Source organism: Gilliamella sp. G0441, assembly GCF_050589305.1.
GTDB lineage: Bacteria > Pseudomonadota > Gammaproteobacteria > Enterobacterales > Orbaceae > Gilliamella.
The window spans coordinates 125944-142569 of record NZ_JBNRJF010000007.1 but is presented as its reverse complement, the minus strand read 5'-3'; the positions used below and the strand labels follow the sequence as shown (position 1 = coordinate 142569).

The following is a 16626-nucleotide window of genomic DNA, read 5'->3' as shown; positions in this document are numbered from 1 at the left end:
TGATCAAACTCTTCAATTTAAAGTTTGATGCTCAATAACTGTTTCTGACATATTCAAATGAATCTTCAGTGTCACTTATCAAGACTTAATTTTTTGAGTCCGTAGACTTTTTATCTTTCGTCTCGCAAGTGCCCACACAGATTGTCTGTTTCTTCTTTTTAAAGAGCTGACAGTATTTTTTTGCTTTCGCTTTTACTGTCTCAAGGGCTGCGTATACTACGCTACACCTTTTTATTCGTCAAGATCTTTTTTCAAAATTTTTGATCCTGCTCACTAACCTCTTTTATCGCCTGCTTTCGCTGACGCCGTGTCAGTGGATGCGCATTATAGAGCCTTAAAAAAATCATGCAAGTAATTATTGCAATTTTTTTTTCGTTTGAATCATATTTGCACAACACGTATGATTATTTAATTTGATATAAATTAAATTAAATAGCTAACATCTTTATTAAATATATTGTTATGTTGTTCTATATTTATAATAGCTTAAATAAACTGAAATAAACTATAGCATTCGTTGACATGATGTATTAAACAATATTCCTGATTATATTTTATAGTCAGAAACTTTTTAGTTTCCCAATCAAATGCTAGTTTATATTATCGTATACTGCCTATAAGAAATACCGATTTATCTTTAAAGACAATCTTTATTAAACTCGCAATTATTACGCTTATCAGTAAGGTTGATATTAATAATCCAATAGCACCAATTGATGCTAACGAACCATTTGGTGTTAGTGCCAAGTTACCAATTGGTGAAATAAAGAGTAATTTTTCAAGTTGAAAAATAATAATTTCATGAATGAAATATATTGGAAAACTTATATTTGCCATAAAGGAAAAAAATTTATATATCTTTCCATCGTTTGTTTTATGATTTAGTCCATCCAGAAAATAAAGAGCTAAGATGAAAAGAATAATTTTCTGTAACGTGTCGAGATAAAGTTTTTCAACGCCAAGATTTACGACATATCGCCCAATGAATGGTATAAAAAAGCATAAACAGAAAAATGCGATGACTAATATAAGATTATTTTTTACTGCTTTCATGATGACTTCATAATTTTGTCGTATCATCATTCCAATTAAATAAACTGGTCCATAGTGCAATAGATTGAGCAAAGGTTTAGTAAACTCTGGTTTAGTGAACATTACCACCCAAAACATTGAAATAAGACCAGCTACAATTAGGTTTTTTTTAGACCAGGAATAAAAAATAGGGCTCATTGCATATATGATGATTATCATTGGAATAAACCATAATGGTAAAAGTGATGAACCAGTTAATAACATAGTCGTCACTCTATTTATAATGCTTGGCTCTGTAGTGGAAAATATAGATAATTTGGATAAATCTTGAAAATGAAAAAACAGAAAGCAAAATATTGATACTGAAATATAGGGGCATAATACTGTTTTAAATTTCGAAAGATAATATTTTTTAGTATCAAACTTATATGTTAAATGTTGAAATAAAAATCCTGCAATCAATACAAAAAAAGTCGTGAAATTAAACGCAAGCAAATTTAAAAAAGAAAACAAATAGCTATTCGCAATTAAACCATCATTTTTAAAAACACCTAAACAGTGGCTAAATACGATCATGATTATTGCTACACCACGTAATACATGTATAGAATAGATTTTTTTCGTTTTTACAGATGTCATTTTAAACTTCAAAATAAAAAATTCATAATTCTCTATACTGTATCATATATTCAGATCACAATAATAAGTATTTATAACACTCCTACATTTTAAATTATATTAATTAAACTTTTTTATAATTAATTAACACTCTTATTTTTTTAGTTTTTTAGCTGCAAATGAACATATAGGAATAATCTCCCTGTGTTCATCTGTCAACTTTTTTACCGTGAGATCGAGTAACTTGTCAGCCAAACCTTTACCTCTGTATTTTAAATCAACAAAAGTATGGTTAATCGTCGCTTTATCTTGTCCTACACGAGAAAATGTCATTTCTGCAATTTCTTTATTATTATCCATAATACAAAATCTTTCGGGTTCTTCTTTATATATTAGCGACATGATCTTCTCCTATTTAGAAAAACGATAAGTTGCTTGGTTATTCGGTATTTTAACAAAGATCTATTGCATGGCTTTAGACTAAAAAGATTTCAGATGTATAAATAAGTTATATCCAGAATAAATATTATTTTTATATCTTCAATTAAACACAATTTGGAGCATGCTTTTTGATGAAAAAAATAATTTAGAAAATGAGATGGTACAAAAGTTTAATATAAACTTTATATCAATTAGGTGAATTTTTGTTAAATAAAGTAGACTACCTTATAATCAATTATTCACCTTCAGTTGATTTATCGCTTTTTGAACCTGTTAATGATTATTGCAAACGCTAAAATAGACGTTTAGCAACATTATATAATTCCATATCAAAAGGACGTTTCATTGTATTAATTGCTTCTATGATGTCGTGATGAACTAATTTACCATTTTGTACACCTACACAGCGTCCAGCATGACCTTGTAGCAACAACTCGACAGCGAAAGCCCCCATACGAGAACCTAAAATACGATCGTAAGGAACCGGTGAACCACCTCGTTGAACATGACCAAGCACAGTAGCTCGAGTTTCATGATGTACAGCAGCTTCAATATCAGCTGCAAGCTGATTAACATCACACATATGCTCAGTAACGGTTACAATAGCATGTTTTTTACCCTTAGCAAAACCGAGTTTAATTTCTTCAATTAAGTCTTCTTTAGTATAAGAAACTTCAGGGATAATCATGAATTCACAACCGCCAGCTACAGCTGCATTTAAAGTTAAATCACCACAATCCCGTCCCATAATCTCAATCACAGAAATACGATGATGAGAAGAACAAGTATCACGCAATCTATCGATAGCTTCGACGGCGGTGCTGAGTGCAGTAAAATAGCCAATAGTATAATCCGTGCCACGAATGTCATTATCAATTGTGCCGGGTAAACCAATACAAGGGAATCCTTCTTCGGTTAATCGCATTGCTCCCATATAAGAACCGTCACCGCCAATGACTACTAATGCATCGATTTGGTGTTTTTGGAGATTCGCTATTGCTTTTTTTCTCACCTCTTTATCTTTAAATTCAGGAAATCTCGCTGAACCTAAAAATGTACCGCCTCGTGTAATAATATCTGACACACTAGCACGATCTAATGGAGTAATTCGATCTTCACAAAGCCCTAAATAACCATCATGAATACCAAAAACATCCAATCCTTCCGTTAATGCCGTTCTAACCACACCACGAATCGCAGCATTCATCCCTGGTGCATCACCACCACTGGTTAAGATACCAATTTTTTTTATCATACAACATAACTCCAAATAATAATTAACTTTTAACTATTATAGAGTTTTAACAGATATCTAACAATAGAATATAAAAGCTATTTTTGGTTATAATTTATCGCTCATTTTTTCAGCAGGAACAACCGATATAGGATCTTGATGAATAATGACTGTAGCAGGCGCAAATTCATTAGAAAGATGTTTTTCAACCGCATCGGTTATGGCATGTGCTTTTACTAATGGCATGTTATCATCAAGTTCAATGTGTAATTGAATAAATTTTACAGGCCCTGCTTGTCTGGTTTTTAAATCATGAAAACCATGTACTTGTGGAAATGATGCCACAATTTCTGCTATTTTTTGGTTGTCACTATCAGGCAATGCGCGATCAAGCAGATCTTGAATAGCGTTGTAGGCAATAAGGTAAGCATTATAGCAAATGAATAAAGCGATAAAAAAAGCAAATACAGCATCTGCATAAGTAATGCCATACCAACTTAAACAGAGTGCGATTACTACTGCGACATTCATAAACATATCCGAAGAGTAATGTAGCATGTCTGCTTTCACTGCTTTGCTTTGCGTAATTTTTATCACATATCGTTGATATAACACTAAGACACAAGTAATGACTGTCGAAATGACAGACACGATGATACCAAATAATGGAACCTCGAGTGCTGTAGGATGAACAATTGATTTAATGCTGGAAAGAAGCAAAATTGTCGCTGATCCAATAATAAACGTACTTTGTGCTAAAGCAGCAAGTGATTCTGCTTTACCATGACCAAAAGTATGATCATCATCAGCAGGTTTTAATGCATATCTCACGAGAAAGAAATTTAGACCGGATGCGATTAAATCTATACTTGAATCAAGCAGTGAAGCAAATAAACTGATTGACCCCGTGAACCAACAAGTAATTAATTTGATAGTAATTAGAAAAATAGAAATTAAGACGGCGCTTAATGTCGCTTTTTTAACTAATGTTTCGTACAAATGTGAATTTGACATTTGATACCTATTTATTGATAGGATTCAATTCCTGATGGTAGTACTAACTGTTCAGCAACTTCAGCCGCTTTAGTTTTACCTAATAAAGCATCAATAATTTTTAAAGCAAAATCAATTGAAGTCGCAGGACCTTGGCTAGTAATGATTTTATACTGTTCGTCAAAGTATACTCTTTCAGCTTTCCAATGTTTAAATGCATCTTTAGTCGTTGGATAACCGGTCATAAAAGCATGAGGGAATAAATGATGATATTGTAAAACCATTGCAGGAGATGCACAAATGGCCGCAACAATATTACCTGATTGATGTGTTTGTTTTAATTTTTCGATTAACTCAGGACAATCACGAAAATTTTCCGCACCTTTTAAACCACCCGGCAAGATAACCACATCAAAATCAGTGTGTTTAATTTCGGAAAATACTTTTTGTGCAAGGATAGTTACCCCACGAGAACACGCAACTTCACGTGAATGAGAAATACTTGCAGTGATAACCTTTATACCTGCACGGGTCAATAAGTCAATGGTGGTAACGGCCTCAGTTTCTTCACAACCTTGAGATAAGAATACTAATGCTTGTTTAGTCATTATTGTTCTCCTTTTAACATGTCAACCGTTATCACAAAGACTAGATAGGATTAATTGACTTTAATCCTTTCAATTTTAGCGCCTAATTTTCTCAATTTATCTTCTATATTATCATAACCACGGTCGATATGGTAAATACGATCAACAATAGTTGAACCTTCAGCGATACAACCGGCAAGAACCAAACTTGCTGAAGCGCGTAAATCAGTTGCCATGACTTGCGTTCCACTTAGTTTTTCAACACCGTGTGTAATTAATGTATTACCTTCAATTTCAGCTCTGGCACCCATACGCACAAGCTCAGGTACATGCATAAATCGATTTTCGAAAATCGTTTCTTTAATAATTCCTGTTCCTTGTGCAACCATATTTAATAGAGAAAATTGAGCTTGCATATCTGTTGGAAAGCCAGGATGTGGTGCGGTATGTATATTGACCGCCTTAGCACGTTTACCTTCCATATCCAAACATATCCAATCTTTGCCGGTTTCAATTTTTGCACCAGCTTCTTTCAATTTAGCAATGACGGCATCAAGTAGCGTTGGATCGGTTTTACGACATGTAATTTTACCTTTGGATATTGCCGCTGCAACAAGGAAAGTGCCAGTTTCAATACGATCTGAAACAATCTCATGCACGCCACCACCTAAACGCTCAACACCTTCAATCTCGATACGAACAGTTCCTGCACCCGTAATTTTTGCCCCTAACATATTTAAAAATTTAGCTGTATCAACTATTTCTGGTTCACAAGCGGCATTTTCAATAATCGTTTTGCCCTCTGCTAAGGTGGCAGCAGACATAATAGTAACTGTAGCGCCAACACTTACCTTGTCCATTACGATATGAGCACCTTTTAATCGTCCTTCAACCGAAGCCTTAACATAGCCCTCATCTAAGGTAATTGTTGCGCCTAATTGTTGTAGGCCAGTGATATGTAAATCAACAGGTCTGGCACCAATAGCACAGCCACCCGGTAACGAAACTTGCCCTTGTCCAAAACGCGCAACCAACGGCCCTAAAGCCCAAATTGATGCACGCATTGTTTTAACAAGTTCATAAGGAGCACAATAGTTATCGAGATGACTCGCATCAAGATGAATCGAACCATTACGTTGACATTTCACACCTAACTGACTTAATAAGTCTAAAGTCGTATCAATATCTTTCAATTTAGGCACATTTTGAAGTTCAACTGGTTTTTCAGCTAAAATCGCTGCAAATAAAATTGGAAGCGCTGCATTTTTAGCGCCAGAAATAACGACTTCGCCATTAAGTGAGGTTGGACCTGTAACGTGAAACTTTTCCATTGTTAACTCTTATGTTTGATAAATTGGCAAATATTATAAAAGTTATTTGCTAATAGATAAATGAATTTTATAAGATATCTAAAAAAACCAACTTTATCATTATTTTTAAAAGGGATTTATTAAAGACTTTCCCATATTGTTTATGAATTGATAAAATCCCGCTAAACAATGATTGACTCAAATAAACAAGCACCTTATAGTTAAGTCGTGTTATTTAGAGTAATCGCCATTAAATTTGTCATATTTAGCGTGATATTATTACTTAACAAAAACAATTTTATTTAAGAGAAAAGACATGTTTGATTCACTCGCAAAAGCTGGTAAGTATCTTGGGCAAGCTGCTAAGTTAATGGTTGGTATTCCCGATTATGACACTTATGTTCAACATATGAAGTTGACCCATCCAGAACAAACACCAATGACTTATGAAGAGTTTTTTAAAGAACGCCAAGAAGCACGTTATTCAGGCAAAGGTGGGTTTAAATGTTGTTAACAATTAAGAATATGTCATGACTGAGCAAATTAATTCTTCTTTACTTCCTGTCACGATATTAACTGGTTTTCTTGGTGCAGGAAAAACAACGTTAATTAATTATTTATTAGAAAATAACCGTAACGAAAAAACAATAATTATTGAAAATGAATACGGGCCGGTAAATATTGACAGTAAATTACTTAATGTCAGCACGGATATTCAAATTGTCGAAATTACTAATGGTTGTATTTGTTGTACTATTCAAGGCGAACTAACTGAAGCACTACATCAACTGCATGCTAAACGCATCGCAGGTGAATTACAATTCGATCGTCTTATTATTGAAACGACAGGCCTTGCCGATCCTGCGCCAATCATACAAACATTTTTTATTGATGAATTGATTCGAGAAACGATTCAATTAGATGCAATAATCACTTTAGTCGATGCTAAACACATACTAACACATCTTGATGAACATCGAGTCGCCCTTTCACAGATCGGTTTTGCAGATCGCATTATTTTAACGAAAACGGATTGTGTTGATGATGAACAAAAAAATCATGTTATAAACCGACTTCACCATATTAATCATAAAGCAATGATAATTGAAGCGGTTAATGGTCAAATTCCAAAATCAGCATGGCTAGATATTCACGCATTTGATTTGAGTGATGAACTCATCATTAATCGAGGCTTGTTTGTCATTGACACAAGCTCAAAACACCAATCAGGCTTTAAACTCATTCCATTAAAAAAATCTCATTCACTTAAAAATGATGAAATCTGTTCCTATCTTTTCGAAGCAAAAGAACTTGATTTAAAAAAGATAGGGGCATTTATGGAACAACTTGTTGAGCAATATGGTAATGACATGTTGCGTTATAAAGGTGTACTGGCTATCAAAGGGAATGCACAACGTTTAATAGTGCAAGGTGTTCATAAAGTGGTAGGATTTGATTATGGTTCGCCTTGGCAAAATGAACAAGAAAAAATGTCTAAATTAATTGTTATTAGTCGTCCTCTACCTTTTGACGAGTTAAATAAGGCATTTTTAGAAACCATGAAAACATAATTGTTAACTTGCATTCAATGGGGTATTACATCAATTTATTCCGTTATTGAAAATCATATATCGTATTCACTCTCCTTTATGAGTATTTAATAACGGTTAAATTTTATTTTATATCACCCAATACCTATTTTCTCATTTAAGCGGGTACCATTTTTATCTTTATTCCTTTTGTTCCATAAAATCAGAATAAAAACGGGAATCAATGCTACTTTTTAATTCTATGAAATCACTAATGCAATCACAAAAAGGTTGATTTGCCAGCAATTTAGAGACAAATTATATACACAAAGTCGCATACATAATAGTAATATTAAATTCAATTATGATAACATAGGCGCCATTTAAAATTAACATGATAAATGACTCAATAGTATGGATTATGATATCGCAATTGTAGGTCTTGGACCTGCAGGCAGTACCTTAGCACGTTTACTTAGCCCATCATTTAAAATTATTGCATTCGATAAAAAGCATCAATCTGGCGATGCAGGTTTTCATAAGCCTTGTGGTGGATTATTAGCGAATGATGCACAAAAATCATTTATTCGGCAAAAGCTTAATTTGCCTACTGATATTTTATCGGATCCTCAAATTTTTAGTGTTAAAACTTACGATTTACAAACTAACCTTGTTCGTAATTATCAACGCACCTATGTTAGCTTTAATCGACATAAATTTGACTTATGGTTAAAATCACTTATCCCATCATCTGTTGAAGTGCATCACAATGCATTATGTAAAGAAGTGATGCGTATTATAGAAGGTTATCAAATTACTTATCTTGATGAAAATAATATAGAGCATAAAATCACAACTCGTTATGTTGTTGGCGCAGATGGCGCAAATTCACTAGTCAGACGAATGCGCTATCCTTCCCATTCAATAAGACAGTATGTTGCTATACAACAATGGTTTGCAGAAAAGCATCCACATCCTTTTTATTCTTGTATTTTTGATAATCAATCAACCAATTGTTATGCTTGGAGCATTTCAAAAGACGGGTCATTTATTTTTGGTGGCGCATTTCCTAAAAAAACAGCCAATAAACATTTTGAAAGTCTGAAAGAAAAATTAACTCAGCAAGGATTTATTTTCGGGGAACCCCATAAGACCGAAAAATGCTTAGTGATTTATCCAAACCGATTTCGTGATTTTTATACTGGAAACGAAAATATTTTTTTAATTGGTGAAGCGGCAGGATTTATTAGTGCCAGTTCTTTAGAAGGAATTAGCTATGCACTTGATAGCGCCGAAATTTTAAGTAAAATTTTAAATAGCGCTCATCCCGATCCAAATAAACGATACTATTTTAAAACATTGCCGTTACGATTAAAGCTATACAGTAAAATAGTCAAAGCCAAAATATTAACTACCCCTTTCTGGCGTAAATTAATCATGAAAAGTAAAATTCAGCATATAAATATGGAATAAATTATATTAGACTGCCTACTGTTAATTAAATAATAAAATAGTTTAATCATATCGATGAAATAGATTAGGAAATAATTATTATGTTTGACGTCAACGATTTAATTCGTTTTAATCACGAATGGTCAGAAAAGATTGAACAGGAAGATCCTGAATTTTTTAAACAACTTGCAGTTAAACAAAACCCTAAATTTTTATGGATCGGCTGTTCGGATAGCCGTGTTCCAGCAGAAAAACTGATCAAGCTCAAACCGGGAGAGATGTTTGTCCATAGAAATGTCGGCAATCAAGTAATTCACACGGATCTTAACTGTTTATCGGTCGTGCAATATGCTGTTGATGTGCTAAAAATTGAAGATATTATTGTTTGCGGTCATTTGGACTGTGGGGGTATTCGAGCTGCGGTCGAAAATCCAGATCTTGGTTTAATCAATAATTGGTTGTTACATATTCGTGACCTATGGTTCCGAAATAGTTCACTAATTGGTAAATTTTCGCCTGAACTTCGCATGGATATATTATGCGAATTAAATGTTATTGAACAAGTTTATAATTTAGGGCATTCAACCATTATACAGTCAGCTTGGTTACGCGGTCAAAAAGTCAATTTGCATGGTTGGGTGTATGGTATTGGTAACGGTAAGATTACCGATTTGCATATTACTTCATCAAGTAGCGAAAATCTTGAAATTAATTATCGGGAAGCGATTTCTTATCTTTTAAATTTACACAAAGATCAATAATTATTGGCTCATATTTATTTGAAGCGGTAAATAATTTGATTACTGCTTCCTCGCCATAATAACTTTGGATCGGCTTGTTCTTGAACAAATTTGCCATCAATTAAGACATCAATATACGGGATAACAGCCTGTTGTTCGGGTGTTAACTCATCAAGTTTATAGCCTGTCCAAAGCCAAATATCTTTGTTATCACATTCTGTTTTTACACGTTTGACCAATTTTAAAATTGTTGGCACATTTTGAGGATGCAAAGGATCACCGCCAGAAAGCGATAATCCTTGACGTTTTATTTCTGTATCTTGTAAATCTTTGATGATTTGATCTTCTATTGACTGTGTAAATGGTAAACCCGAATCTAATGACCATGTACTTTTATTGTAGCAGCCACGACATTGATGAACGCAGCCAGCAACAAAAAGCGTACATCGAGTACCTTCACCATTTACAACATCAACAGGATAGTAACGATGATAGTTCATAAATAGGTAATAATTTTTTAACCAATTTGCCCATTATCCAAATGTTTAACACGACGTTTAACTTCTTCTTGTTTACCTGCATTAAATGGACGTGCATCGGGACTACCTAAATACCCACAAACACGGCGAGTTACCGAGACTTTGGCAGAATCATGATTACCACAACTTGGACAAACAAACCCTTTACTGGTACATGAAAATTCACCGGTATAACCACATTCATAACATTCATCAATTGGCGTATTAGTACCATAGTAAGGTACTCGAGAATAACTATAATCCCAAACATCTTCTAACGCTTTAACATTGTTAATCATATTTGGATATTCACCGTAACAGATAAACCCACCATTTGCCACCGCAGGATACGCTTTTTCAAACTCAATCTTTTCGTACGGATTGACCTTTTTCTCAACGTCTAAATGGAAACTATTGGTATAGTAACCTTTATCTGTCACTCCTGGTATAACACCAAATTCAGCTGTATCAAGACGGCAGAAGCGATCACATAAGTTTTCACTTGGTGTACTGTATAGACTAAATCCATAACCGGTTTCCTCTTTCCATTGTTCAACCGCTTTACGTAAATGTTCAACAATAGCTACGCCTTTTTTTCGTAAAATTTCGCTATCAAAAGGATGTGTTTGATTACCGTATAATGCATTTAATGTTTCATGAAGCCCAATATAACCAAGCGAAATTGAAGCTCGACCATTTTTGAAAATTTCAGACACACTATCGTCTTCTTTTAGCCTTACGCCACATGCCCCTTCCATATATAAAATTGGTGCAACACGTGCTTTAACGCCATCCAGACGGGCAATACGTGTCATCAGGGCTTTTTTGCAAAGCGTTAAACGTTTATCTAAAAGTTCCCAAAAGCTTGCTTCATTACCTTTTGCTTCAATGGCAATACGTGGCAAGTTTAAACTAATCACACCTAAATTATTACGACCGTCATGAAGTTGTTCACCGTCTTCTTCATAAACACCTAAGAAGCTTCGACATCCCATAGGTGTTTTGAATGAACCAGTCACTTCAACAACTTTATCGTAGTTTAAAATATCAGGGTACATACGTTTACTTGCACACTCTAATGCAAGTTGTTTAATATCGTAATTTTTGTCATCAGGCTGACGATTAATACCATCTTTAATAGCAAAAACAAGTTTAGGGAAAACTGCGGTTTTGTGATTTTTACCTAAACCTTTAATACGCACTTTTAATATGGATTCTTGAATTAAACGTGATTCCCAACTGGTACCTAAACCAAAACCAAAAGTTACAAATGGTGTTTGACCATTAGCAGTGTGTAAGGTATTAACTTCGTATTCAAGCGATTGAAACGCATCATAACACTCTTTTTGCGTTCGACTTTCTGCATAGGCTTCAGGATTAGGAATATGCCATTCTTCAGCAATCTGTTTATGTTTTTGATAACTAATGGTTACAAATTTTGCTAATATTTCATCAATGCGATTGATTGTTGTTCCACCGTAGATATGACTTGCGACTTGAGCAATTATTTGTGCGGTAACCGCAGTTGCAGTTGCAATAGATTTTGGCGGTTCGATTTCGGCGTTACCCATTTTAAAACCATTGGTTAACATTCCATCTAAATCAATTAACATGCAGTTAAACATTGGAAAGAAAGGCGCATAATCTAAGTCATGATAATGGATTTCTCCAACATCATGAGCACGAGAAACATCTTTTGGTAACAAATACTGTTTAGCATAATGCTTTGCCACAATACCTGCCAGTAGATCACGCTGAGTTGGAATCACTTTACTATCTTTATTGGCATTTTCATTCAAAATAGCCACATTACTTTGTTCGATTAACCCACGAATATCTTGATTTAAACGACTACGCTCTTCACGGGCACGATCACGGTCGTGGCGGTATTCGATATAAGTTCTCGCTAATTTTTTATAAGGACCTGACATTAATTGATTTTCAACGGCATTTTGGATTTCATTGATATCAACGCTTTCACGTTCGCTCATCTGATTGGTAACAATACGAGCAACGTCAGCACAATAATCTGGATCATTAACATTCGCTGCAACAGCAGCTTTGACTATAGCATCTTTAATGCGAATCTCATTGAACGCAGTTTGGCAACCATCACGTTTGATAACTACAGGCATATATACTCCTCAATATTCATTAATAATTAGCGCTTGGGCAAAGTTTAGTACACATATTAATATTCATTGTAATTATTAAGAATTATTCGTTTCTTATAAGAATATTAAGTGCTTTTGAGCTAGACAGAGATTTTCACACAGCTTAAATAATACTATATATAGTAGATATATTGAGATTATACACCATATATTGTGCTTTTCTAGATATTTTACGAAATTAAATTACTTGACAAGCTTTAAGCCAAGCACGATAAGTCTTTTGATATGTAAAGCCTAAAGATAAGAAAGATTGTTTTGCAAAGAAACATCAAGCACAAAGAAAAAGTGCAAGACTCACTTGCACTTTATTTTTTAAACAGTAGTGAGTTTTTATATTCTATGACTCATTGTTCAACCAGTCAGTGTGGAAAACACCTTCTTTGTCGATACGCTTATAAGTATGAGCACCAAAATAATCACGTTGTGCTTGAATGAGATTAGCCGGTAATACCGCTGAACGATAGCTATCATAATATGCAATAGCGGCAGATAATGTCGGTACAGCAATACCTTGTTGTATAGCTAAAGACACAACATCACGCAGTGATTGTTGGTAAGCTTCGACGGTTTGCGTGAAGTATGGAGCGAGTAATAAATTATCAATTTCGTTATCCGCCGCGTAAGCATCAGTAATTTTCTGTAAGAACTGAGCCCGAATAATACAACCTGCCCTAAAGATTTTCGCAATTTCACCATAATTCAAGTTCCATTGATATTGATGGGAGGCAGCTTTTAATTGAGCAAAGCCTTGAGCATAAGAGATAATTTTACCCATATAAAGTGCTTTACGGATTTTTTCAATTAACGCTTGTTTATCACCCGAGTAAGCAGCCTGTTTTGGACCACTTAAAACTTTAGATGCCACAACACGTTGCTCTTTAATTGCTGAAAGGTAGCGTGCAAATACTGACTCAGTAATTAATGATAAGGGTTCACCTAAATCTAAAGCACTTTGGCTAGTCCATTTACCCGTTCCTTTATTACCTGCTGCATCAAGAATCACATCCACTAAATAATTACCGTCTTTATCTTTATGTTTAAAGATATCGGCCGTAATTTCGATGAGATAACTATCTAATTCACCTTTATTCCATTCAGTAAAAACTTGAGCAAGCTCGTCATTATTTAGACCTGCTGCGTGTTTTAATAAAGAATAACTTTCAGCAATTAATTGCATATCGCCATATTCAATACCGTTATGAGCCATTTTGACGTAATGACCAGCCCCATTTGGCCCTATATAGGTGACACAAGGCTCACCATTAACTTTAGCAGCAATTTTTTCTAAGATTGGAGCAACTAATTCGTACGCTTCTTTTTGTCCACCAGGCATAATTGAAGGACCTTTTAGAGCACCTTCTTCACCACCTGAAACACCGGCACCAATAAAGTTAAATCCTTCTTCAGAAAGTGTTTTATTACGGCGAATCGTATCTTCAAAATAAGCATTACCACCATCAATGATTATATCGCCTTTATCAAGTAAAGGACGTAATTCATCAATCACCGCATCAGTTCCTTTACCTGCTTGAACCATGATTAATATACGACGCGGCTTTTCCAAAGCATTGACAAAATCTTCAATCGTAAAGTAAGGAACCAATTGTTTATCGGAATGCTCAGCGACAACTTGTTCTGTTTTATCTTTAGAACGGTTGTAAATAGCAACAGAAAACCCACGACTTTCAATATTGAGCGCAAGGTTACGCCCCATGACCGCCATTCCAATAACACCGATTTGTTGTTTAGACATGATTTGGCTCCTTTATTTAATCTTATACAACCTTTTTAATAAGGTTTTTAACAACATCCAAAACTTTAAATAAGTTTTATAAAATAAAATTATGCAATATTTGCCACAAAAAATGCCGTATCAGCACAGAATACGGCATTTTTATAACTTTACTGGTTTAACATCTCTACCATAAAAATCACGAGCGTTTCATCATTTCAAAAAACTCGTCATTCGTTTTCGTCATGGCAAGTTTATCAATTAAAAACTCCATTGCATCGATTTCACCCATAGGGTTAAGAATCTTGCGTAAGATCCACATTTTTTGTAGTTCATCTGGTGAAGTCATTAAATCTTCTTTACGCGTACCTGAACGGTTAAAATCAATAGCTGGGAATACACGACGCTCAGCAATTTTACGAGATAAATGCACTTCCATATTACCCGTACCTTTAAACTCTTCGTAAATCACTTCGTCCATTTTTGACCCCGTGTCAATCAACGCAGTGGCAATAATCGTTAAACTACCACCTTCTTCGACATTACGAGCAGCACCAAAAAAGCGTTTTGGACGATGTAACGCATTAGCATCGACACCACCGGTTAATACTTTACCTGATGACGGAACCACTGTGTTATAAGCTCGAGCTAAACGCGTAATAGAGTCTAACAAAATAATGACATCTTTTTTATGTTCAACTAAGCGTTTTGCTCGTTCAATAACCATTTCAGCAACTTGAACATGTCTTGCTGCTGGTTCGTCAAAAGTTGATGCTACCACTTCACCCTTAACTAAACGTTGCATTTCGGTAACTTCTTCTGGACGTTCATCAATCATCAATACGACCAGTTCACACTCAGGATGATTGACCGCTAAACTTTGAGCAATATTTTGCAACAACATTGTTTTACCCGCTTTCGGCGGAGCAACGATTAAACCACGTTGACCTTTACCAATTGGTGAAGCTAAATCAAGTACTCTGGCGGTGATATCTTCAGTTGATCCATTCCCACGTTCCATACGTAAGCGAGAATTAGGATGAAGTGGAGTTAAGTTTTCGAAAAGAATTTTATTGCGGGCATCTTCAGGCTTGTCATGATTGACTTCATTCACTTTTAACAAAGCAAAATAACGCTCGCCTTCCTTAGGGGGTCTGATTTTACCTGCAATGGTATCACCAGTTCTTAAATTGAATCGTCTAATTTGACTTGGTGAGACATATATATCATCAGGTCCAGCTAAATATGAGCTATCAGCTGAGCGCAAAAATCCGAATCCATCTTGCAAAATTTCAAGTACACCATCACCAAAAATATCTTCACCGCTTTTGGCGTGTTGTTTAAGGATTGCAAAGATAATGTCTTGTTTTCTAAGTCGGGCAAGGTTTTCAAGCCCCATTTTTTTTTCACCAAGCGTTACCAGCTCGGAAACAGATGTGTTTTTTAATTCAGTTAAATTCATAATTTTAAAAATTCTTGAGGATAAAATTGATATGTTTGCAATTAATGTTATTTTTGTTTATTCATTTCATTTACTTATAAATAATCCCTTCTCCGACAATACGTAAATCCAATCAGTTATGAAGCTTTTAATGATAATTTAATATTTGCTGAATGCAGAATTTTCACCACTTTATCAAGAAAAACAATGAATTGTAGAAAGGAATCTTCGTAAGAAGTTAGCAATTTACACTAAAAACAGTAATATGTCTATAATAAATTGAGTTTGTTTTTATAAATTTGTAAAAATTAGTATAAAAAGTCAATCAAAAAAGAGTAATACTCAATTTAATTACTCTTTTTGATTAATATACTGAATCTGATACTTAAAAAAAGTAAAGCAACTTTAAAGTTGTTCATCAATAAAACTCTTAAGTTGAGCTTTAGACAAGACACCCACTTGAGTTGCAACAACTTCCCCATTTTTAAAAATCAATAAAGTTGGAATACCTCTAATTCCAAATTTAGGTGCAATATTCGGGTTTTCTTGCACATCTAATTTTGCAATCACAATTTTATCACTATATTCTTGGGCGACTTCTTCTAAAATTGGGGCTAACATTTTACAAGGTCCACACCATTCAGCCCAAAAATCAACCAAAACGGGTTTTGTCGCTTCTTTGATAGTCTTATCAAAAGTCGTTTCAGAAAGAGAAACAATATTATTGCTCATTTATTATCTCCACAAATAGAATTATATGGTTTTATATTAGGATATTTTTATTTTCTTAGCCAGTAATTATTCTAATAGAGCATAATTATTAGT

15 protein-coding genes are annotated in these 16626 nt (G+C 34.3%); 4 read left to right on the top strand and 11 right to left on the bottom strand.

Features of this window, described 5'->3' with window-relative positions; all coding sequences use genetic code 11:
- Nucleotides 1–600 precede the first annotated feature (600 nt).
- The 6 genes from ACKJXD_RS07960 to murA all read right to left on the bottom strand — a co-directional run bounded on the left by ACKJXD_RS07960 (nucleotide 601) and on the right by murA (nucleotide 6236).
- Entirely contained in the window at nucleotides 601–1671 is a 1071-nt protein-coding gene (locus ACKJXD_RS07960; protein WP_430876009.1) for an acyltransferase family protein, read from the bottom strand.
- Between the two features lie 132 nt (nucleotides 1672–1803).
- Nucleotides 1804–2052, bottom strand: a complete 249-nt coding sequence (locus ACKJXD_RS07955; protein WP_220216428.1) for a GNAT family N-acetyltransferase — start codon at nucleotides 2050–2052, stop codon at nucleotides 1804–1806.
- A gap of 331 nt (nucleotides 2053–2383) precedes the next feature.
- Nucleotides 2384–3346, bottom strand: coding sequence for a 6-phosphofructokinase (gene pfkA, locus ACKJXD_RS07950; RefSeq protein ID WP_430876008.1), 963 nt, complete (start codon nucleotides 3344–3346; stop codon nucleotides 2384–2386).
- An 87-nt stretch (nucleotides 3347–3433) separates the two neighbouring features.
- Nucleotides 3434–4339: a cation diffusion facilitator family transporter gene (locus tag ACKJXD_RS07945; protein WP_430876007.1), complete on the bottom strand. Its 906-nt coding sequence runs from the start codon at nucleotides 4337–4339 to the stop codon at nucleotides 3434–3436.
- Between the two features lie 11 nt (nucleotides 4340–4350).
- Nucleotides 4351–4926, bottom strand: coding sequence for a DJ-1 family glyoxalase III (locus ACKJXD_RS07940; RefSeq protein WP_430876006.1), 576 nt, complete (start codon nucleotides 4924–4926; stop codon nucleotides 4351–4353).
- 50 nt (nucleotides 4927–4976) lie between these two features.
- Nucleotides 4977–6236, bottom strand: a complete 1260-nt coding sequence (gene murA, locus ACKJXD_RS07935; RefSeq protein WP_430876005.1) for a UDP-N-acetylglucosamine 1-carboxyvinyltransferase — start codon at nucleotides 6234–6236, stop codon at nucleotides 4977–4979.
- 295 nt (nucleotides 6237–6531) lie between these two features.
- Between murA and ACKJXD_RS07930 the strand changes: the two genes are divergently transcribed.
- The 4 genes from ACKJXD_RS07930 to can all read left to right on the top strand — a co-directional run bounded on the left by ACKJXD_RS07930 (nucleotide 6532) and on the right by can (nucleotide 9957).
- Nucleotides 6532–6729, top strand: coding sequence for a YbdD/YjiX family protein (locus ACKJXD_RS07930; RefSeq protein WP_065558673.1), 198 nt, complete (start codon nucleotides 6532–6534; stop codon nucleotides 6727–6729).
- Nucleotides 6730–6745: 16 nt separating this feature from the next.
- On the top strand, nucleotides 6746–7786 hold the full coding sequence (locus tag ACKJXD_RS07925) for a CobW family GTP-binding protein (RefSeq protein ID WP_430876004.1): 1041 nt from the start codon (nucleotides 6746–6748) through the stop codon (nucleotides 7784–7786).
- Nucleotides 7787–8158: 372 nt separating this feature from the next.
- Nucleotides 8159–9217 carry an FAD-binding protein gene (locus ACKJXD_RS07920; RefSeq protein ID WP_220216422.1) on the top strand — a complete coding sequence of 353 codons (1059 nt, stop codon included), beginning with the start codon at nucleotides 8159–8161 and terminating at the stop codon, nucleotides 9215–9217.
- 80 nt (nucleotides 9218–9297) lie between these two features.
- Entirely contained in the window at nucleotides 9298–9957 is a 660-nt protein-coding gene (gene can / locus ACKJXD_RS07915; RefSeq protein WP_430876003.1) for a carbonate dehydratase, read from the top strand.
- Between the two features lie 14 nt (nucleotides 9958–9971).
- Here the strand turns inward: can and nrdG are convergent, their stop codons facing one another.
- The 5 genes from nrdG to trxA form a co-directional block, all read right to left on the bottom strand.
- A complete protein-coding gene (gene nrdG, locus ACKJXD_RS07910; protein ID WP_267350452.1) occupies nucleotides 9972–10436 on the bottom strand; it encodes an anaerobic ribonucleoside-triphosphate reductase-activating protein in 465 nt (154 codons plus the stop codon).
- A 17-nt stretch (nucleotides 10437–10453) separates the two neighbouring features.
- Nucleotides 10454–12589 carry an anaerobic ribonucleoside-triphosphate reductase gene (gene nrdD / locus ACKJXD_RS07905; RefSeq protein WP_430876002.1) on the bottom strand — a complete coding sequence of 712 codons (2136 nt, stop codon included), beginning with the start codon at nucleotides 12587–12589 and terminating at the stop codon, nucleotides 10454–10456.
- A gap of 376 nt (nucleotides 12590–12965) precedes the next feature.
- Nucleotides 12966–14381 (bottom strand): NADP-dependent phosphogluconate dehydrogenase, encoded by a 1416-nt coding sequence (gndA, locus tag ACKJXD_RS07900; protein ID WP_220216418.1) that lies wholly within the window; start codon nucleotides 14379–14381, stop codon nucleotides 12966–12968.
- A 178-nt stretch (nucleotides 14382–14559) separates the two neighbouring features.
- Nucleotides 14560–15822 (bottom strand): transcription termination factor Rho, encoded by a 1263-nt coding sequence (gene rho, locus ACKJXD_RS07895; RefSeq protein ID WP_065555809.1) that lies wholly within the window; start codon nucleotides 15820–15822, stop codon nucleotides 14560–14562.
- A gap of 384 nt (nucleotides 15823–16206) precedes the next feature.
- Nucleotides 16207–16533 carry a thioredoxin TrxA gene (trxA, locus tag ACKJXD_RS07890; protein ID WP_220216417.1) on the bottom strand — a complete coding sequence of 109 codons (327 nt, stop codon included), beginning with the start codon at nucleotides 16531–16533 and terminating at the stop codon, nucleotides 16207–16209.
- Between the last annotated feature and the right edge of the window lie 93 nt (nucleotides 16534–16626).

Excerpts from the sequence above, each read along its gene's own strand:
- murA (WP_430876005.1), bottom strand. The coding sequence starts at position 6,236 with ATGGAAAAGTTTCACGTTACAGGTCCAACCTCACTTAATGGCGAAGTC.
- ACKJXD_RS07945 (WP_430876007.1), bottom strand. The coding sequence starts at position 4,339 with ATGTCAAATTCACATTTGTACGAAACATTAGTTAAAAAAGCGACATTA.
- trxA (WP_220216417.1), bottom strand. The coding sequence starts at position 16,533 with ATGAGCAATAATATTGTTTCTCTTTCTGAAACGACTTTTGATAAGACT.
- rho (WP_065555809.1), bottom strand. The coding sequence starts at position 15,822 with ATGAATTTAACTGAATTAAAAAACACATCTGTTTCCGAGCTGGTAACG.
- ACKJXD_RS07930 (WP_065558673.1), top strand. The coding sequence starts at position 6,532 with ATGTTTGATTCACTCGCAAAAGCTGGTAAGTATCTTGGGCAAGCTGCT.
- pfkA (WP_430876008.1), bottom strand. The coding sequence starts at position 3,346 with ATGATAAAAAAAATTGGTATCTTAACCAGTGGTGGTGATGCACCAGGG.
- ACKJXD_RS07920 (WP_220216422.1), top strand. The coding sequence starts at position 8,159 with ATGGATTATGATATCGCAATTGTAGGTCTTGGACCTGCAGGCAGTACC.
- nrdD (WP_430876002.1), bottom strand. The coding sequence starts at position 12,589 with ATGCCTGTAGTTATCAAACGTGATGGTTGCCAAACTGCGTTCAATGAG.
- ACKJXD_RS07925 (WP_430876004.1), top strand. The coding sequence starts at position 6,746 with ATGACTGAGCAAATTAATTCTTCTTTACTTCCTGTCACGATATTAACT.
- gndA (WP_220216418.1), bottom strand. The coding sequence starts at position 14,381 with ATGTCTAAACAACAAATCGGTGTTATTGGAATGGCGGTCATGGGGCGT.
- can (WP_430876003.1), top strand. The coding sequence starts at position 9,298 with ATGTTTGACGTCAACGATTTAATTCGTTTTAATCACGAATGGTCAGAA.
- ACKJXD_RS07960 (WP_430876009.1), bottom strand. The coding sequence starts at position 1,671 with ATGACATCTGTAAAAACGAAAAAAATCTATTCTATACATGTATTACGT.
- nrdG (WP_267350452.1), bottom strand. The coding sequence starts at position 10,436 with ATGAACTATCATCGTTACTATCCTGTTGATGTTGTAAATGGTGAAGGT.
- ACKJXD_RS07955 (WP_220216428.1), bottom strand. The coding sequence starts at position 2,052 with ATGTCGCTAATATATAAAGAAGAACCCGAAAGATTTTGTATTATGGAT.
- ACKJXD_RS07940 (WP_430876006.1), bottom strand. The coding sequence starts at position 4,926 with ATGACTAAACAAGCATTAGTATTCTTATCTCAAGGTTGTGAAGAAACT.